Annotated in this window: 11 protein-coding genes; 1 reads left to right on the top strand and 10 read right to left on the bottom strand. The window is 48.3% G+C overall.

The features are described 5' to 3' along the window. The first annotated feature begins 282 nt into the window (after positions 1–282). On the top strand, positions 283–1,656 hold the full coding sequence (locus D829_RS0126970; protein ID WP_017692039.1) for a molybdopterin-dependent oxidoreductase: 1,374 nt from the start codon (positions 283–285) through the stop codon (positions 1,654–1,656). 134 nt (positions 1,657–1,790) lie between these two features. Here the strand turns inward: D829_RS0126970 and ligA are convergent, their stop codons facing one another. The 10 genes from ligA to D829_RS0126920 form a co-directional block, all read right to left on the bottom strand. After that, positions 1,791–3,812, bottom strand: coding sequence for an NAD-dependent DNA ligase LigA (gene ligA / locus D829_RS0126965; protein WP_017692038.1), 2,022 nt, complete (start codon positions 3,810–3,812; stop codon positions 1,791–1,793). Between the two features lie 249 nt (positions 3,813–4,061). After that, on the bottom strand, positions 4,062–6,419 hold the full coding sequence (gene pcrA, locus D829_RS0126960) for a DNA helicase PcrA (RefSeq protein WP_017692037.1): 2,358 nt from the start codon (positions 6,417–6,419) through the stop codon (positions 4,062–4,064). Between the two features lie 462 nt (positions 6,420–6,881). Beyond that, positions 6,882–7,577, bottom strand: a complete 696-nt coding sequence (locus D829_RS0126955; RefSeq protein ID WP_017692036.1) for a heptaprenylglyceryl phosphate synthase — start codon at positions 7,575–7,577, stop codon at positions 6,882–6,884. A 177-nt stretch (positions 7,578–7,754) separates the two neighbouring features. Beyond that, on the bottom strand, positions 7,755–8,630 hold the full coding sequence (locus tag D829_RS0126950; RefSeq protein WP_017692035.1) for a phosphatidylinositol-specific phospholipase C/glycerophosphodiester phosphodiesterase family protein: 876 nt from the start codon (positions 8,628–8,630) through the stop codon (positions 7,755–7,757). 134 nt (positions 8,631–8,764) lie between these two features. Continuing rightward, on the bottom strand, positions 8,765–9,646 hold the full coding sequence (rfbD, locus tag D829_RS0126945; RefSeq protein ID WP_017692034.1) for a dTDP-4-dehydrorhamnose reductase: 882 nt from the start codon (positions 9,644–9,646) through the stop codon (positions 8,765–8,767). Further along, entirely contained in the window at positions 9,643–10,668 is a 1,026-nt protein-coding gene (gene rfbB / locus D829_RS0126940) for a dTDP-glucose 4,6-dehydratase (RefSeq protein WP_017692033.1), read from the bottom strand. Before rfbB ends, rfbD begins: the two co-directional genes overlap by 4 nt. Before the next feature lie 54 nt (positions 10,669–10,722). Beyond that, positions 10,723–11,271 carry a dTDP-4-dehydrorhamnose 3,5-epimerase gene (gene rfbC / locus D829_RS0126935; RefSeq protein WP_017692032.1) on the bottom strand — a complete coding sequence of 183 codons (549 nt, stop codon included), beginning with the start codon at positions 11,269–11,271 and terminating at the stop codon, positions 10,723–10,725. 181 nt (positions 11,272–11,452) lie between these two features. Continuing rightward, complete coding sequence (gene galU / locus D829_RS0126930) at positions 11,453–12,331, bottom strand: UTP--glucose-1-phosphate uridylyltransferase GalU (RefSeq protein WP_017692031.1); 879 nt, start codon at positions 12,329–12,331, stop codon at positions 11,453–11,455. Between the two features lie 75 nt (positions 12,332–12,406). Then, a complete protein-coding gene (locus D829_RS33125) occupies positions 12,407–16,057 on the bottom strand; it encodes a DEAD/DEAH box helicase (protein ID WP_017692030.1) in 3,651 nt (1,216 codons plus the stop codon). A 110-nt stretch (positions 16,058–16,167) separates the two neighbouring features. Next, positions 16,168–18,681, bottom strand: a complete 2,514-nt coding sequence (locus tag D829_RS0126920) for a U32 family peptidase (RefSeq protein WP_017692029.1) — start codon at positions 18,679–18,681, stop codon at positions 16,168–16,170. Positions 18,682–18,839: the final 158 nt, after the last annotated feature.

The raw sequence follows: 18,839 nt of genomic DNA, 5'->3' as shown, positions 1-18,839 counted from the left end.
AATAATGATCTAGATGAGTTTTAGTTAGAGCCCCGATCGGGATAACGATCCCTGCCCTTCTGTTGGTTTGAAGAAAGTGATCCAAAAACTCTATAATAAGGTATATAGATATAGGGATAAGGTTAAGCAGTCAAGTGTACTACTTTCATAAGTAGCCTATGAACAATCGTATAACCATCTCGCATTGCACCTTTACACAGATCACGTACTCCATTCACAGCTAACTATTACATATCAAAGTTCTGAATAAACTCATTACTAACCTATATGGGGTGATCGCACTTGAAACAATGGTTGAAGAACAGACGCAAAGGTTACGGCAAAAAGTTGGTTTCCATCCATGCCTGGAATGCCTGGATTGTTGTGATCCTTGCTATATCAGGTCTTATGCTGGTAGGCGGCTTTTGGCGAGAGATACTCGGAATCGGTCGTGTATGGTTAAAGTGGTTACATATCATCGTTGGGCTAGCTATGCTGGCACCCGTGGTATATTACTTGATTTTGGCCGGAAAGCACTGGAAACAGCTTCGTAATAGACCTTGGCAAAGGGTGAACACCATCTTTGTACTTGCGCTGCTGGTAGGCTGGCTACTCTCGGGTATTGTATTATGGCAGTTCAAGCTGGCTGGACCTCGATGGTCGAATGCTGCACTTTTGATCCATGACCTGCTGACTTGGGTGGGCCTACCTTATATCATCTATCACTCAATAACTCGGACCAAATGGTTAAAGGACCCTGCACGTCGTGCGGTTAAAACCACTACAACTTCAACACGAACTAAAAATGCAGCTGATCCATCTGATTCAACATCAGAGGAAAGCGAAACTACCGCTGCTATATCTTCTTCCCAGTTTGATCGCAGTTCCGAGAGAGATCCCCTCAAATCAGAGGAGCGACCTCAACCATTGTATACACGACGAGCTTTCATCCGTTCTGCTGTGGGGGTTGGTCTCGCCGTGACTCTTGGTCCTACTTTTATATCCTGGGTAGGACGAAATCTCAAGATCGATAACAGTATTGATAGTATGCTGGAGAATGATCCTAACCGTATGATCCCATTGCCAGAACCACTGTCTGCCTCTTCACCTCCCATTGGAGGCGGAGCTGAAGGTCATTTCCGCGTATATACGGTTACGCCCATACCGTCCTTCTCCAATGCTAACTGGTCTTTCCAAATCGATGGATTGGTTGAACGGGCACAGGTTTGGAACTGGGAACAGTTCGTGAAGCTCGCGCGTACCGTACAGGTTAGTGATTTCCACTGTGTAACGGGCTGGTCTGTATATAAAAATACCTGGGAAGGCATTTCTCTTGCACAGCTTTTGAAACAAGCCGGGGTAAAGCCGGAAGCTCACAGTGTGAAATTTTATTCCGGTGATGGTGTGTATACAGATGCGATTACGTTGGATCAAGCGCAAATGGAAGATATTATGGTCGCTGTCATGCATGATGGCAAACCTATCCCTGCTGATCTTGGCGGTCCGGTACGCCTCGTCATTCCTCAGATGTATGCCTATAAATCGGTAAAATGGTTAAATCGCATTGAACTCATCGACAGCGATCATATCGGTTACTGGGAAGAACGAGGATATGATAAGGATGCATGGCTTACAGGCGCATCTCAACGCATCCCTAACAATTTAAGTGGATCATGATCAGATAAGATAAGATTGGTGAGCGTTCATTCGTTGTAAAAATAATTTAGATAAATAGCAAAAGCCCCCGATCACATATTCGTGTCTTCGGGGGCCTTTTTCTTTTTCCTCATTATGAACTCTCTGATTACACTTTAACCCTGTGGGTTCAAAAGACGTACAAGTTCGTCCTCATCCTCAATCGTAGGAATGCCGAGATCATGGGCTTTGGTTAGTTTACTACCTGCCTTCTCTCCGGCAATCACCAGATCTGTCTTTTTCGACACACTGCCTGTCACCTTCGCTCCGAGCGCTTCCAGTCTTTGCGTCGCCTCTTCCCGCGTCAATTGGTGCAGCGTTCCGGTCAAGACGACCGTTTTACCACTGAAGAAGGAATCTTCCACAACAGCAACGGCTGGTGCCTCAGGTGCCTGAGCTTTCACGCCCAAGTTGAGCATTTTCTCAATCGCAGCCTGTGTAAACGGATCTGCAAAAAAGTTTACGATGCTCTCAGCCACGATACCACCTACGTCGGGTAATTCAACCAGCTCTTCCACGGTTGCATTCATAATGGCGTGCAGATCTCGATAATGATCAGCGAGCATGCGTGTTGTCGATTTACCTGTGTTCGGAATACCCAGTGAGTATAAGAAGGAAGCCAAGTCTCTATCTTTACTAAGCTCAAGCGCAGCGATAAGGTTGTTCGCTTTCTTTTCCCCAAACCGCTCCAGCTTCACCAGATCATCAAACTGTAACGTATACAGGTCGGCAGGCTCACGTACGTTCAATTCATCATACAGCTGAATCGCCGTTTTCTCACTGAATGTCTCAATGTCCATGGCATCACGGGAAGCAAAATGGGAAATACGTGCCACCGTTTGTGGTTTACACGCAAGTCTATTGTTACAGAACAGATGCGCTCCACGTTGCTCCAGCGGGAATCCACATGCAGGACACTGCTCAGGGAAGACGATCTCCTCGCCATCACTCTCCTCCGTCACTTTACCCAGAATCTCAGGAATGACGTCGTTGGAGCGACGGATAAAGACCCGTGTGCCCAGAGCAAACTTCAGATTTTTGCGCTCAATATCGCCGACATTGTTCAGAGTACAGTTCTGTACCGTTACCCCGGCAAGTTCAACCGGTTCTACGCGTGCCAGCGGAGTTACTTTGCCAGTACGGCCCACATTCCATACCACAGCGTTAAGAACCGTCGTGGTCTCTTCTGCCTCGAATTTATATGCCACCGCCCAGCGAGGGAACTTATCGGTATAACCCAGCACTTCGCGGGTGCGCATGTCCGTAATTTTGATAACAGCCCCATCGATCAGATAGTCCAGCTGCCCCCGGTTCTCCTGAATCGCGGCCAGTTGTTCCATCACATCATCAAACTCATGGAAATAAGTAATCGATGGATTAACTTTGAAGCGGTTCTCACGCAGGAAATCCATCATCTGCTGATGATTGACAAACTGAATGTCGTCCGAGTAACCAACATTATAAAAATAAGCATTCAGCCGACGCTCAGCCGTCGCCTTCGGATTCAAGTTACGCAGCGCTCCTGCTGCTGCATTCCGCGCATTCTTGAGCGGCTCTGCCGCCGTCTCATTGTATCGATCCAGGACAGACAAGTTCATGATACCTTCACCCTGTACTTCAATCGTGCCGCTTGTATAAGGAATTTTGAGCGGAACGGATCGGATCGTTCTCACCTGTGCCAAAATACCTTCACCTACGGTACCGTTCCCTCGCGTAGAGGCTTGTACCAACTCACCGTTGGTGTACGTCAGGTTCAGCGTCAATCCGTCAAACTTCAACTCAATGACATAACCTGGTTCCGGTAAAGGCCTATCGGGATTTTTACTGTTATAGTCGTTAATCAGTTTCAGTACACGGGTATTCCAGCTGCGCAGCTGCTCAATATTCTGCGCTTTGTCCAGACTCCATAAGGAGGATAAATGGCGATGCGGGGTAAACCCCTTGAGCAGTTCGCCGCCCACACGCTGTGTTGGGGAATCAGGCAGAACCATGCCGCTTTCCTGTTCCAGCGTAACCAGTTCATCGTACAGAAGATCATACTCCTTGTCGCTGATCTGTGGCTGATCCATCGTGTAGTACTGATAATTATGCTGGTTCAGCTCGGTAACGAGTTGCTCCATCCGGTGCATCGGGTCCATACAGGGCCATCCCTCCGTTAATATGATCTATGTAGAACGAACACTCCTATTGCACTTGAACTCGGATAACAGAATAACTTTCCGATCGCTGTCATCCCCGGATTTCTTTTAATGCAATTTAAAAGGTAGAAATCCAGGGATAAATGCGAGCAGATGCTTACGAAGTAGCTTTCCTTAGGAAAGCTTTTAGCTTCACTTCTTCAAGTTATTTCTGTACTCTCCGTTATCGTGCAAAAGGAGGTTTCGTTCTTATTCCACTTTCGTAATAGGGGCAAAACCGGCAAGCAAACGTTTCACACCCACCGGAGCCGGGAAGGCAATCTGCAATTCGGTATCATTACCTGTCCCTTTGACCGCAACAATGGTGCCCGTCCCCCATTTCCCATGCTGCACTTTGTCTCCTGCCTTGAACCCTTCTTCACCATTAGAAGCGGCTGGCTTGGAAGCAGATGATGGCGTAGAGAATGTTGGGCGTGTGACACTTGTAGTCACACGCGAAGTTGGCGTGGATGAGGTAGCAGATGAACCGCTCTTGCTTTGGTGATCGAATAGCTTGGTGCCACCACCAAAGTTACTGCCTCCACTAGAACCTAGTCCACGTCCACCATATGAGCCGCCTCCGCTACTGCCGCGGCGGTAGCGATCACCACGAGCCATAGAGGTGTCTTCCTTGAGCTCATCCGGAATTTCATCCAGGAAGCGGGAAGGCGGGTTCGCTGTTGTACGTCCAAACAAGGTACGCATCTGGGCACAGGACAGGAATAGTTGCTCTTCTGCACGGGTGATCCCTACATAAGCTAGTCGACGTTCTTCTTCCAGCTCTTCATTGTCCATAAAGGCACGGCTGTGCGGGAAGACCCCTTCCTCCATACCCACGATAAAGACAACCGGGAACTCCAGACCTTTGGCGCTGTGCATGGTCATCAGGGTAACCGCGTCGCTCTGATCCTCTTCATCATCGTTCATGCTGTCGATGTCAGCAATCAATGCAAGATCGGTGAGGAACGACACGAGCGTTTTGTCTTCATTATTTTTCTCAAATTCCATCGTTACCGACAGGAACTCTTCAATGTTCTCCAGCCGTGCACGGGATTCGAGTGTATTTTCATTTTGCATCTCAAGACGGTATTGGCTCATCTCAAGAATCTTCTCGGTCAGTTCAGTTACAGACAGATACTCTACCATCTGATGCAACGCAGCGATCATGTCATAGAACTCCACCAGCGCATTCCGCGTACGGCCTGCAAATCCAAGATCGTCCACAACCTGAAGCACTCGGAAAATAGAAATTCCACGCTCTCCTGCCGCAGCCGCCAGCTTCGCTACCGTTGTATCACCAATGCTACGTTTCGGTACATTAATGATCCGGGTAAGACTGATATCATCGTCCGGGTTAGATAACAGGCGCAGATACGCCAGAATGTCCTTGATCTCTTTACGATCATAGAACTTGATGCCGCCAACAATCTGATACGGAATATCAGACTTGATCAGAATTTCCTCTATAACCCGGGACTGGGCGTTAGTACGGTATAGAATCGCATGGTTCTGATAGGATTTGCCGTTCTTCACATTTTTACTAATCTCAGAGGTAACAAAATACCCTTCATCATGCTCGGAATCCGCACGGTACACCTTGATCTTCGAACCACCCTCTTTGTCCGTCCACAGTTTCTTCGGTTTACGCCCTGTATTCAGGCCGATCACTTCATTCGCTGCATTCAGGATATTGGAAGTTGAACGATAGTTCTGCTCCAGCAAAATCGTGTTTGCTTCAGGGTAGTCTTTCTCAAAATTCAGGATATTGCTGATATCCGCCCCACGCCAGCGATAGATCGACTGGTCACTATCTCCTACAACGCAGATGTGGTGGTGGCTGTCAGCGAGCATGCGGCACAGCATGTACTGTGCACGGTTCGTATCCTGATACTCGTCCACGTGAATGTATTGGAATTTCTTTTGATAAAAGTCGAGGACTTCCGGCACTTCTTTGAACAGTTGAATGGTCTGCATAATGAGATCGTCGAAATCAAGTGAGTTGTTGGCTCTTAACCGTTTCTGGTACATCTTATATACCTTCGCCACAATACCTTCGAAATAGTCTCCCGACTGTTTCTCATATTGCTCAGGACTGATCAGTTCATTCTTCGCCGTGCTCATCATCGATTGAACTGCTTTGGGTTCAAATTTCTTAGTATCAATATTCTGATCTTTCATACAGCTGCGAATTACAGATAATTGGTCCGATGAGTCCAAAATACTGAAGTTGGAGGTAAAGCCAATACGTTCAATGTCACGGCGCAAAATACGCACGCACATGGAGTGGAATGTGGATACCCAAATGTCGCGGCCCTGGGAGCCACCTACGAGTTGAGATACCCGGTCTTGCATCTCACGAGCGGCTTTGTTCGTAAAGGTAATCGCTAAAATGCCCCACGGGGGTGCCTTCCGTGTTGCAATGAGGTAGGCAATCCGGTGTGTCAGCACCCGCGTCTTGCCAGAGCCCGCTCCGGCCATAATCAGCAGTGGGCCATCCGTCGCCTCGACGGCTTGCCGTTGAGGGGTGTTAAGCCGTGCAACGGCATCATGTATATTTACAGGTTGCATGCATGCATGCTCCTTTCGTTGGTTGGTTGGTCGGTATAAATGATCTATCCATTACACTTGGACTTCGATTGCAGCAGCATCTTCCGATCGTCGTTATCCCCAGATTTTTTGATTCCCTTTATCAAAGGGAAAACCCGGTGATAAACACGAACACTTCGTTTCTTCAGATTGCTGCTTCACTCTCCGTTTCTGTGTAAACATAGTTCCTGTATACGAATTGTTGGTAAGAGGTAAAAATCCGGTAATAAAGGCGAACGCTCCGCTTCTCCAGCTTATTTCTGTCCTCTTCGTTCTCGTGTGAAAATTAGTTTAGCTTATATTTAAAGGTAGTAAAAATACAAGAGAGAACACTTCGTTTCTGTGTAAACCTTACTCTTGTATACGAATTGCTTAATTAGCAAGGGCAAGGTTCTATTTTAGCAGATCATAAGGGGAAAATTGGGGAATGGTAAACTAAACCGATTAAATGGTTCCTTTTACAGCCAACACCGTCTCAAGTGCCTTAGTCAAATCGCTATACACAATGTTACCTACCACGATGGTATCTGCCACCTGGGCAGCTTGCGAGGCTTTCTCCAGATCATCAATTCCGCCGCCGTAGATGAGGTGTGCCCGCTCCAGTTGTCTATGTGTCTCACCAACAAGCTCCATATCCCCGAACGTTCCGCTGTACTCCATATATACAATGGGAAGATTGAGCAGACGCTCCGCTGCCTGGGCATATGCCACCGCAGCTCCCGTCGTCAGATCCGTATCTGCACCAGTCAACCGCGCTACCGTGGAGTTTGCATTAAGCACAATATAACCCTCGGCAATCAGCAGATCCCAAGGGATAAGATAACCGTAACGCTCTATGGCTTGCTGGTGGTGCCCAATCATCCATTTGCTGTCCGTTGCATTCAAGACCATCGGGATCAAATATCCATCAAAGCCGGGAACAACAGCCTCCAGGTCAGATACTTCAAGCACACATGGCAACTCATAACGACGCACACGGGACATCAGGTCTACCGTGTTATCATAGGTAATTCCGGAAGACCCGCCGACGATAATTGCATCGGTCCCCGACATGCAGACCAGATCGAGTTCTTCGTCCGTAATCTCCCGGTCCGGGTCAAGCTTAAATACATGTCTCCACTGCTTAATCATGTCTATCAACGAACATTCCTCCAGAGGTTCTTCTGCATCCTAGAAAGCTTGTAAACTAAGTCTAAGTCAGCAGGCATCGAGTGTCAATGTTCGTATAAAAGGGGAACAGAAAATCACAGGCATTTCCCTCTTCTGGTATGGAAAAGCCTGTGATTTGGATTCTGTAATGATTATAATTAAGACATTTTACGGTTTCCAGGCAAAACGTGTGTTCATCTCATCCAGTTCCTGCTCCGTTAACACGTCCGAGTACACCCCGTACACGCCCCATTTCTCATAGTTAGCCACTTGTTCAGTGTCGTTGATGGTGTGCACGTAGGTGACAGAACCTGCACTATTCAGCTTGGCGACGAAATTCTGGTTTACTTTATATTCCGGCATAGTCACGGCATCAATATCATTCTTTTGCACAAAATCAACAACCTGAGCTTCTGTATCCTGTGTGGCATATAACGTATAGATAATGGAAGGGAATGCATAGACTTCTTTCACCGTTTCAAGCATCTGTTCGTTATAGATCTGTACAACCACCCGATCCAGCACGGAGGGATCATGTTCTTTGGCTGCATCCACCAGGGACTGTAACACCTGCTGAATATCCTCATCCTTCTGTTCCTTGGTGTCGGTTACGATATACATATCCGGATACTCGGCCAGTACATCTATAATGCCATCGGCATCCATGGGTTGATACATGCCTAAAATAGGCGTATTCATGAACTCATCATGTGTCAGTGCCCCGGCTTGTTTATCCTCCGGAAGCTCTTCGTCTTGTCCTAGCATTTTGCTCATATTAGCGGTCCATTCATGTCTGGCTACAGCTTTGCGATCCGAGGTTAACATAAAGTCGATCTCAAATACACGTGTGCCTTTCTCGTAATTGGCAATCATCGCTTCATAGGCGTTGGTATATGGTTGATCACGAATGCTGCCCATCGCATGGGCGATTAATCTATAAGCGGTAAATCCGTCCCGTTGTTCCTCACTCTCGCTTTCATAGGCGAAAAAGAGTGTGCCCACGGTAACGATCAGTAGTATTAACACGGCGGTAATGCGTTTCATATAGCATTCACATCCTCAGTACCTTTTTGTTAGCTAACTACCCGAATTGATGAGGTGTAAAACAAAATAGCCGCCCGAGGCGGCTGTTAAATGGTAGATAAAGTTTGGGAATAAAGCACGGACCCTCCACATGCTCAGTCCTTTTGCTGTACACTCAACTCTTTCAAAAACGCAATCAGCGCCTCACGCCAAGGTCTCAGAGGTTCCAGACCGTTCGTTCGAATCGCCAGATGATCCATGACCGAGTATACAGGACGGGGGGCTGGACGCGGAAACTGATCGGTTGTGCATGGCATAAGTTCGGCTGTCGGCTCGAACCCACTCTGCTTATTGGCTTCTTCTTTTATTGCCTCTGCAAACTCATACCATGTGCAAGTTCCGGAATTGGAAGCATGATAGATACCATATTTTTCGCTCGTAGAAAGGGTATGAATGAATCGGGCAAGATCCACCGTATAGGTAGGCGAACCTTGTTGGTCATGAACAACTTGCAGTTGTGGACGCTTTTCCATAAGTTCCAGCATGGTTTTGACAAAATTACTACCATACACGCCAAACACCCATGATGTTCGAATGATAAACCATTGCGTAGACAAACTTTGAACCAGCCGTTCCCCGGCAAGCTTCGACTTGCCATAAACACTCTGCGGATCCGTTACATCGTACTCTCGGTGTGGCGTACTCCCACTCCCATCAAATACATAATCGGTACTGATATATACCAGTTTTGCTTTCACACTCTCGGCGGCAACTGCAATATTTCTAGTACCTGATGCATTGATTGCGTATGCTGTATCCTCATCTACCTCAGCCTGATCGACCGCCGTGTAAGCAGCGCAGTGAATTATGATGTGAGGTCGGAACGTCGTAATCATATCTGTGCACTGCTGTTGATCGGTAATATCCATCTGGTTCTTGTCACAGGCCAATACCTGGTGACCCTCTGCTTGGAAGGTCTTCACCACATCATAACCCAGCTGTCCTGCTGCGCCAGTCACCATAACTCTATAGTTCATTTGGATGAATCACCCATCCGCTTACCGTACTGAAGCTGAACATAGTCCTGATATGTGCCTGATTGAATTCTCGTCCACCAATCTTGATGTTTCAGATACCACTGAATAGTCTCCTTGATTCCTGTCTCAAAATTGTGTGCAGGTTGCCAACCGAGCTCTGTACGTATCTTGGTAGGATCTATACCGTAACGTCGGTCATGGCCCAATCGATCCTGTACATATTGAATCAAACTCGCCGGTTTACCCAGTTGCTCCAATACGCTCTCCACAATGTATATATTAGTACGTTCATTATTACCACCAATGTTGTATACTTCTCCAGATTGTCCATTATGAATCACCAGATCAATCGCGCTGCAGTGATCCTCGACATAAAGCCAGTCACGAATATTGAGCCCGTCACCATATACTGGAATGGCTTCATCATTCAATGCACGGGATATAATCAGCGGAATCAGTTTCTCCGGAAATTGAAAAGGTCCGTAGTTATTAGAGCAACGTGTAATATTAACAGGAAGTCCAAAGGTTTCATGATAGGCTCTTACGAGCAGATCCCCGCCAGCTTTACTTGCAGAGTAAGGACTATTTGGCATCAGAGGTGTATCTTCAGTAAATAAACCTGTTGTACCTAGTGATCCATATACCTCATCTGTCGATACCTGAACAAATTTGGTGACTTGATACTTCTTTGCCGCATCCAGCAGAACCTGAGTACCCATCACATTGGTACGCACAAAGATATCCGGAGACAGAATACTTCGATCCACATGGGACTCGGCAGCGAAATTCACAACCACATCGATGCCTTGGGAAAAAACAGTTTCCATCTGCTGTACATCTGCAATATCTGCTTTGATGAAGGTATATCGGGGATTGGACTCTACCGTATGCAAGTTCTCCAAGTTCCCCGCATACGTTAATGCATCCACATTGATAATCTCATAGCTCGGATGTTCACGAAGCATATATAACACAAAGTTGCTGCCGATAAATCCGGCCCCACCCGTAACCAGTAGTTTCATGCTGTCTCTCTCCCTTTGCCTCCAGATACAGAAGTATCTGAAAAGTCTTATTAATTAGTCAAAGTTCAGTTCAGCATCTTTCAGTAAAGGATGCTTCTGATCCTTCTCGGATAATATAGGTTTCGTCACAGGCCAATCAATGGCGAGCGCCGGATCGTTCCACAGAATTCCACGGTCATGTTCAGGCGAATAATAGGCGTCTACCTTATAAGTTACCTGGGAATGAGGCACCAAGGTACAGAATCCATGAGCAAATCCTTGAGGAACAAGCAGTTGCCGCTGGTTGTACTCACTTAGAATGAAACTTTTCCATTGGCCAAAGGTAGGGGATGACGTGCGGACATCCACAATCACATCATATATTGCCCCAGATATAACCCTCACCAATTTAGTCTGTGCTTTGGGCTGAAGCTGGTAATGAAGCCCACGCAGAACACCTGCTTCAGCCGACAAAGATTGATTGTCCTGAATAAAGACGTGCTGTATCCCCTGTTCATGCAGAACCTGCTCATTATAACTCTCCATAAAATATCCACGGTGATCACCATAAACCTTGGGTTCCAATATGCTAGCACCATCCATAAACAGCGGAAGTACCTTCATGACATCCCTCCGTTTTGCTGTTGACATCATTTCTTCATATTGACTATGTATATGTAAAGTGTCGGGTATGTGTTTGTTCATTGGCCTGTATAACCCTCATATTTGCTCTTCCATAAAATAAATTAAAGCCCAGCCGCGATATCATTCTTCGGCTGGACTTCAAGGGCATGCGGAAAACCATTTATTGATTCTTTATGACCTGTTCCAAATACTTTAAGAGATCTTTCCGTAGATCCGGGCGTTGCAATGCGTAGTGAATCGATGTCTCAATAAAGCCCAACTTTTCACCAACATCATGACGTAACCCATCAAAATGATAAGCAAGAATTTGCCGCTGTTCATTCAATCGGGACAAGGCATCCGTAAGCTGAATTTCTCCCCCTACACCAGCAGATTGTTGACCCAGGATCTCGAAAATATCCGGTGTAAGAATGTAACGTCCCATAATAGCAAGGTTCGAAGGGGAATCTTCAGTCTTTGGTTTCTCAATTAAACGGCGCGCGCGAAAGACACGTTCAACGGTAGGAGTCAGTAACTCTCCGTCTACAATTCCGTAGCGGGATACCTCGCTCCAATCAACAGGCTGTACACCAACGATCGGAGATTGCAGTTCATCGTAGACTTCGATCATCTGCTTCAGGCAGGGATGTTCCGCTTCTACAATATCGTCCCCTAACAGGACGGCAAAAGGCTCGTTGCCGATAAACTTGCGGGCACACCAGATGGCGTGACCAAGTCCCTTCGGTTCCTTTTGACGGATATAATGGATATCTGCCATCTCGGAGGGTTTGCGTACTTCGTTAAGCAAGTCCCACTTCTGTTTGTCCGCCAGATTCTGCTCCAGCTCGAATGAATAATCGAAGTGATCTTCAATGGCCCGCTTCCCTTTACCTGTCACAATAATGATATCTTCAATGCCTGAAGCTACGGCTTCTTCAATAATGTACTGGATCGTTGGCTTGTCCACGATGGGCAGCATTTCCTTAGGCATCGCCTTGGTGGCAGGCAGAAACCGGGTACCCAGCCCTGCGGCTGGAATAATCGCTTTGCGAATACGCATATGGCACTACTCCTTTTGCTAGATACATATTTTACTATATTTGATGATTATTAGTACTGGCATGCTATGACTCCATTATACCATCAACAATTCGCGGATATCCTGTTCGGATAAAGTCGTCGATCCCCCGTCTCCCGGTTCGATCACTTCGGCAATTAAGTCCTTCTTCCGCTGTTGGAGCTCCAAAATCTTCTCTTCGATCGTACCTTCGGTAACCAGGCGGATGACTTGCACCACTTGTTTCTGCCCCATACGATGGGCACGGCCAATTGCCTGTTCTTCCACGGCGGGATTCCACCATAGATCATATAATATAACGGTATCTGCCCCTGTTAAGTTTAGTCCGGTACCGCCAGCTTTCAGGGAGATTAAGAACAGTTCAGCTTCGCCCTCATTAAATCTGTGGCACATCTCAACCCGGCTCTGTGCAGGGGTCTGACCATCGAGGTAGAAAAGACTCCTTCCCTGTGCCGCAAGGGTCTGACGAATCAGGTTCAACATGCTCGCAAATTGGGAGAAGATGAGAATTCGTTTCCCTGCAGCCAAACAATCCTCGACCGTTTCAAGCAACTGTTCCATTTTCCCGGAATCGCCTTGATATCCTTCAACAAAGAGGGCCGGATGACAACACAACTGACGTAAGCGCGTGATGCCAGCCAGAATTTTGATACGATTCTTCTGGAATCCGTTATCCTCCATGTCCTTCGATGCTTCATCCTGAAGCTGAGAAAGGTATGCGGCATACAATTTCTTCTGTTCAACTGTAAGCTCTGACCGCTGTACCGTTTCAATTCGATCAGGCAATTCTTCCAACACATCCTTCTTCAGGCGGCGCAGAATAAACGGACGCACCATCCGGGAGATCCGTTCCGGAGGAAGGTCGCGGAATCTTCTGTAACTTGGAAACAACCTAGGGAATACCGCTTCAAAAATGGACCACAATTCATCCAGCGAGTTCTCCACAGGCGTACCTGTGAGCGCAAAACGGCGCGGGGCCTGAATTTGTTTCACTGCCTGCGCGGTTTGGGAAGAAGCATTTTTGATTGCCTGAGCTTCATCCAGAATGAGTGTATGGAATGTTCGGCCCAGATAGGTGTCCAGATCCCGCCTTAACAGAGGATACGACGTCACAATCACATCTGCCTCATCCATGCCTGAAAGCATACTGGCTCGCTCTTCTTTCTGGCCTGCTGCAATAAGCACTTTCAGATGCGGGGCGAACCGCGCAAACTCATTAGCCCAGTTGTAGGTCAGCGAAGCAGGTGCCACGACAAGTACCGGAGGATGAGTGACCCTCGTTCGGATCGTCAATCCATTCTGCTGCATCGTGGACCATAAGCCATCTGTATTCACTGAAGCCATCTTATCCAATGGGAGCCCAGTTTCGGGATCGATGTCGGAAGTCGCCAACGTTTCACCGCCCAGTAATGATCCGCTCTCCCGGTATTTATCACCGCCCGTATGGTCAATGTTGTACTCAGGCTTCTCCTGAAGCACCGCTGTGATATAGGCGATGCTTTGCAATGTTTTGCCAAGTCCCATATCATCCGCCAGAATGCCGCCAAAACGATAATAGGCGAGAGTACGCAGCCACTGGTATCCACTGTTCTGATAATCCCGCAGGATGGGGGTCAGCGTCTCTGGCAATGCAAAATCCATCCGTTCAGGATCTCGCAGATCATCGAGGAAACGTTTCAGGGAGCCTCCCCACTTCACATGACCGGAAACTTCGTCCCTGCCCGGCAATTGTAACGCCCGAACCGCTGGCAGCCGGATATGGCTGCTCTTGATGTCATCTGCTCCAATTCCGAGTGAATCGGCCATGTGAGCGAAGCTATCTGCACCTTCATTTTCAAGTGAGAGAAAGACACCGCTCTTGAGACGGTAATACGGTTTCTTTTCCACAATGCGGCGCATGAGTTCCTGAAGCTCCTGCTCGTCTACACCTTCCATCTCAAATGAAATCTCCAGCCAGTCCAACCCTCTTCCCAAATCTGCTCGTACTTTCGGTGGGGTCGGATAGGATTGCACCATCGCCTTCACGGCGTTTGGCATGTAGATGTCTACCTGTTTTTCAAGCTCAGGCAACAGATGATACATAACATCATAGATCGCATCTTCCCGTTCGCTCGCCCAGACACTACCATCCCTTTCGAGAAAGGATCGATCCAGTCGTTCAATCAGATTCCGCTCTTTGTATCGGTCACGCACCAAAATAACCTTTTTCTCTTCTTCATCTATCAAGTACTCTGCAAGCGGATTAATAACCATGACCTCATAGTCGAATTCCAGACGTGCTGTAATACGTTCACGATAGAAGTCGATGTACAGCTTCGGTGAAAGTTCCGGTTCCGCGATCTGTTCACGCACCTGTGAATCAATGGACAGATGTCCGAGCGTACGCAGTTCTGGCACGACATGCTGTACGAATTCATCCACCTGCTGGGTCGAAATATCAATGCTTTCTTTGATCCCATATGAGGTAAGTGCCGCGCTCAAGTCCTCCAGACTTCGCATCTGCATCGGCTCCAACATGTGCAACTGCCCTTCCACCACAGCGGCATCATAAGCAGGAAGAAGAATCAGCTCACGCAGTCCGGAAATCTCAAGCTGATATCCTTCATTCGCTCCCTGGGCGATCCGGTAAAATAAAGGAAGTACCCCCTCACCCAGTGTGAGTGGTCCATTGGCAAATCCTGCGCCCTCCATCCGGCTGTCAGCCTGTAGCAGCAATTCCAGCAATGGCTTCCATACGAGCGGAGCAATCAATATATCCCGTCCGTCTGAAGCTCCCAGATAACCGGAGATGGATTCGCGGTATGCCTCTTCACTCTGTCTCATTCGAATAAGCATCGAGAGAATCGCCTGATCCTGCGGAGTGAACACATGCATCAATGGATCATAGTGGAACAGCTTGGTAAATGACATGGGCTCGCCCTTCTCGATGCAGTTCAGGAATTGCTTCACTTTCTGCACCACATACAGACGTTTGTTACCCACTTTCAGTTCAAGAGCGAGTTTCCCACCACCCTTGTGAACCTGTATCAGCTTGCATATAAACTGGACCTGTAACTCTTCCCGCAGGGAGGATCGGTTGACAGGGGCAGTGTATTTACGATCATTTCCATGCAGCGTTCTCCGATCCTTGGCAAACATGGACAGAATCTGATCCGCCGTACGGTAAGAAGGTTTATCTGCCGAGCGACCCCACCCCGAAGCTGAGCTTGGCCGACCTGCTTGGGCAAAGTGAACGGGCGGACGCTCTGGAACATCATTAAGTTGCTCTCGTTGTGAAGCAGACTGGGGGCGCTCCCACATGCTCTCTTCGACCAACGTCCCAACCCTGGACTTGGAACCTGCGCCGGAACTGGTATTGGCTCCTTGGCCTGTAGCAGGTTGAGGAGGCTTCCCAGAAGCAATCGTGGCATTACGCTCCTGCTGCTCACCCCATTCGTGAATAGCCAACAGGACAGCAGCGACATGTTTGCAATAGTCATAATGCCTGCCGTCACCCGGACAACTGCAGCCTGCCACAATCTCACCTGATCCATCTATATCCACCGTCACCTGATAGCGCTCCGATCCACGTACCTGTGCTTCATAATGAAGCTGATCCTCACTAACCACCAGATTAGTCACCCTGCCAGATTGGTTATAATCTTCCCCGCGCTTGAATGCCGTGACCCCGCACAGCAATTTAATATCCATGATTGTGAATGGCGCCACGCTTCTTCGCCTCCTGTGTCATGATGTAAAAAAACCCCAAGGGCTCCTTAAAGCAGAGTTTGGGGTTGCTTCATGCTTGCTTGTAAATGTTGATGTAACACACAATCCGTTTATTTCACCAATTGACCACGTGTAACGCCCAGTTGGTTTGTTGCTTTTAGGGTTTTCCAAACTTGTGTACCACTGATCTCGCCGCGCAGTGCACGGTTGTACAGATCGATAACCTCACGTACCTGCTCCGGTGTCTCTTCCAGGAATTCCACACGGTAACGGGATACACCCAGATCCATAAAGTTGGTCAGATACTCGGCACCTGACTGCTCCACTGCGTTGTATACCGTATTACGGCAGCCTTCATCCACACGTACCGGGTGGGACATGCCGATCCGGTCTTGCAGTGATGCACGCTGTTCCTCACAAGGACGACCACAGTTCGTGAAATCCGTTCCTTCACTCATGAACGTACAATACACACAGTGCTCGGTGTGGAACATCGGCAGATGCTGATGGATAACCACTTCGGTCTGACTTGTACGGGAGTGACCAAGCAAATCAACCATTTGTTGAATGTTCAGGTCATAGGATGGGGTAATCCAGTCACATCCGGCTTCCAGGAACAATTCTACTGCTTTGTGATTGGCGATGTTCAATGAGAAGTCGCCGATCAGTTCCGGGTGCTTCGCATCCGGGTTTTCCATCCGGTGACGAAGGTAGAAGTACAGCGCACCTGTATTACGTACCAATACCGCATCCGGCTTCAAACGCAGGATGTTGTTATGATATCCATTCTCCCCAGGCATATGAATACGCGGTGTTGCCAGCGCGATCTTGCGACCAGCGGCATGCACAGCTTCCACGGCTGCCGGGAACTGCTTGATAAACTCGAAGTCGGCATAGATCATGCCGATTCCTGCTTCAATCGCTGCCTCCACTTGTGGCAGACTGCGACAGAGCGCGGTCAGCTCTGCTTGACCGCGAGCGACTGGCGATGCCGGTTTAACCGAATCGCCGTAGACATCTACCGCCCGTTTCACGTAGACGGGCGGTTTAGGACGCTCACCCGCGAGTTGTTCTACTGCCTGACGGCGAATGTTATTCAACTCGCGCATTGGGATGATGACGTCACCGTGCAGATTGACGTCCATTCCTTCCAGCTGGAACACGGTGCCTCCCAGACGACCGAACTGCTCTTCGAGCAATTCATGTGTCATTGGACGCTTCTGCGCGATGTCCAGTTCCATCTCGGAATCAATCCGGACGGTCGTGCCCTTCTGTACGTCTGTCCACCACGTGCTGAGCGGCTGCCCCGGGCTGCCGATAACTTTTACTTTTACCGGGAATACGCGGTATGGCTTTTCGGTCTCGAAGCTTTGACGCAGACGTTTGTCCAGCGCCGGGTCATTCGTTTTCCACACTTTGTCGCCAACTTTCACGCGGCGCAGATCTACGTCACTGCGGCCTGGCACAACGTCAACGATCCAGCCCTCTTCGGCTTCGCCTTCGAGTTTTACGCCTTTGCGACGTACATCGTATACACGTCCGCCCTCTTCCTTCTGAGTCGGGTCTCCGGCGTCAAATACGATCCCATCTCCACGTTTCACGGGTGCATCCAGCTTCAGGACAACACCATCGCGCAACACTTGATCCACACGACCAAGGTAGACACCACGGCTTTTCGGGAACGTTCCATCCACCAGTTCTTTGTTGTTTGTACCGCTCAGGAAACCATGTGTGAATCCACGGGAGAAGCTTTGCTGCAATTCGCGAACTTCTTCCTTGCTTGGCGGCGTGTTATCTCCATCAAAATAACGATCAATCGCTTTACGATATTTGCTTACTACGTTTGCTACGTATTCTGGCGTTTTGAGACGTCCTTCAATTTTGAAAGAAGTTACTCCTGCTTCGATCAGTTCCGGCATCAGGTCAATCGCTGCCAGATCCTTCGGAGACAACAGATAAGCCACATCACCCATCGGTTTGTGCACACCATCCACCATCAGGTCGTATGGAAGACGACAAGCTTGTGCGCACTCCCCACGGTTCGCGGAACGTCCTCCCCACATTTCGGAAGTCAGACATTGCCCCGAGTAGGATACACACAGCGCACCATGAACAAATACTTCCATTGGAAGTTTTGCCTGCTCCCCGATCTTCTGGATCTGCTTCAGGTTGTTCTCCCGTCCCAGAACGACACGTTCCATATCAAACGGCTTCGTAAACTCAACCGCTTCCGGGGACGTGATTGTCATCTGTGTTGAACCGTGAATCGGGAAATCCGGCGAGATCTCGCGAATCATCTTCACCAAACCCAAATCCTGAACAATTACAGCGTCCACACCTGCATCGACACATGCATCAATCAGTTCTTTGGCATCCGTCAATTCATTTTCAAAAATCAATATATTAAAGGTCAAAAACCCTTTTACGCCATAACTGTGCAAAAACGCCATAATCTCCGGCAGCTCGTCCATGCGGAAATTGTTCGCCCGTGCCCGTGCATTAAACTTTTCGACTCCGAAGAAAATTGCATCTGCGCCATTGGCTACCGCCGAACGCATACAATCCCAGTCACCAGCAGGTGCCAGAAGTTCAACGTCTTCTCTTCGTATTGTTGCTGTTTTCATGTAGATCCTCCCCATAACCGGCTATCCGCCGGATTTCATCCCTATATCCTTAAACGCCTGAACATACTAAGCCTAAGACTGCACCTTATCGGGTACACCTGCATTGTCACGGTATTACAATATCTATCTATTATGTCTGTATTGCCTGAACTCCAAGC

This window comes from Paenibacillus sp. PAMC 26794 (assembly GCF_000316035.1).
Classification (GTDB): domain Bacteria; phylum Bacillota; class Bacilli; order Paenibacillales; family Paenibacillaceae; genus Paenibacillus.
The sequence above is the reverse complement of the archived record's forward strand: the minus strand, read 5'-3'. Positions and strand labels throughout refer to the sequence as shown.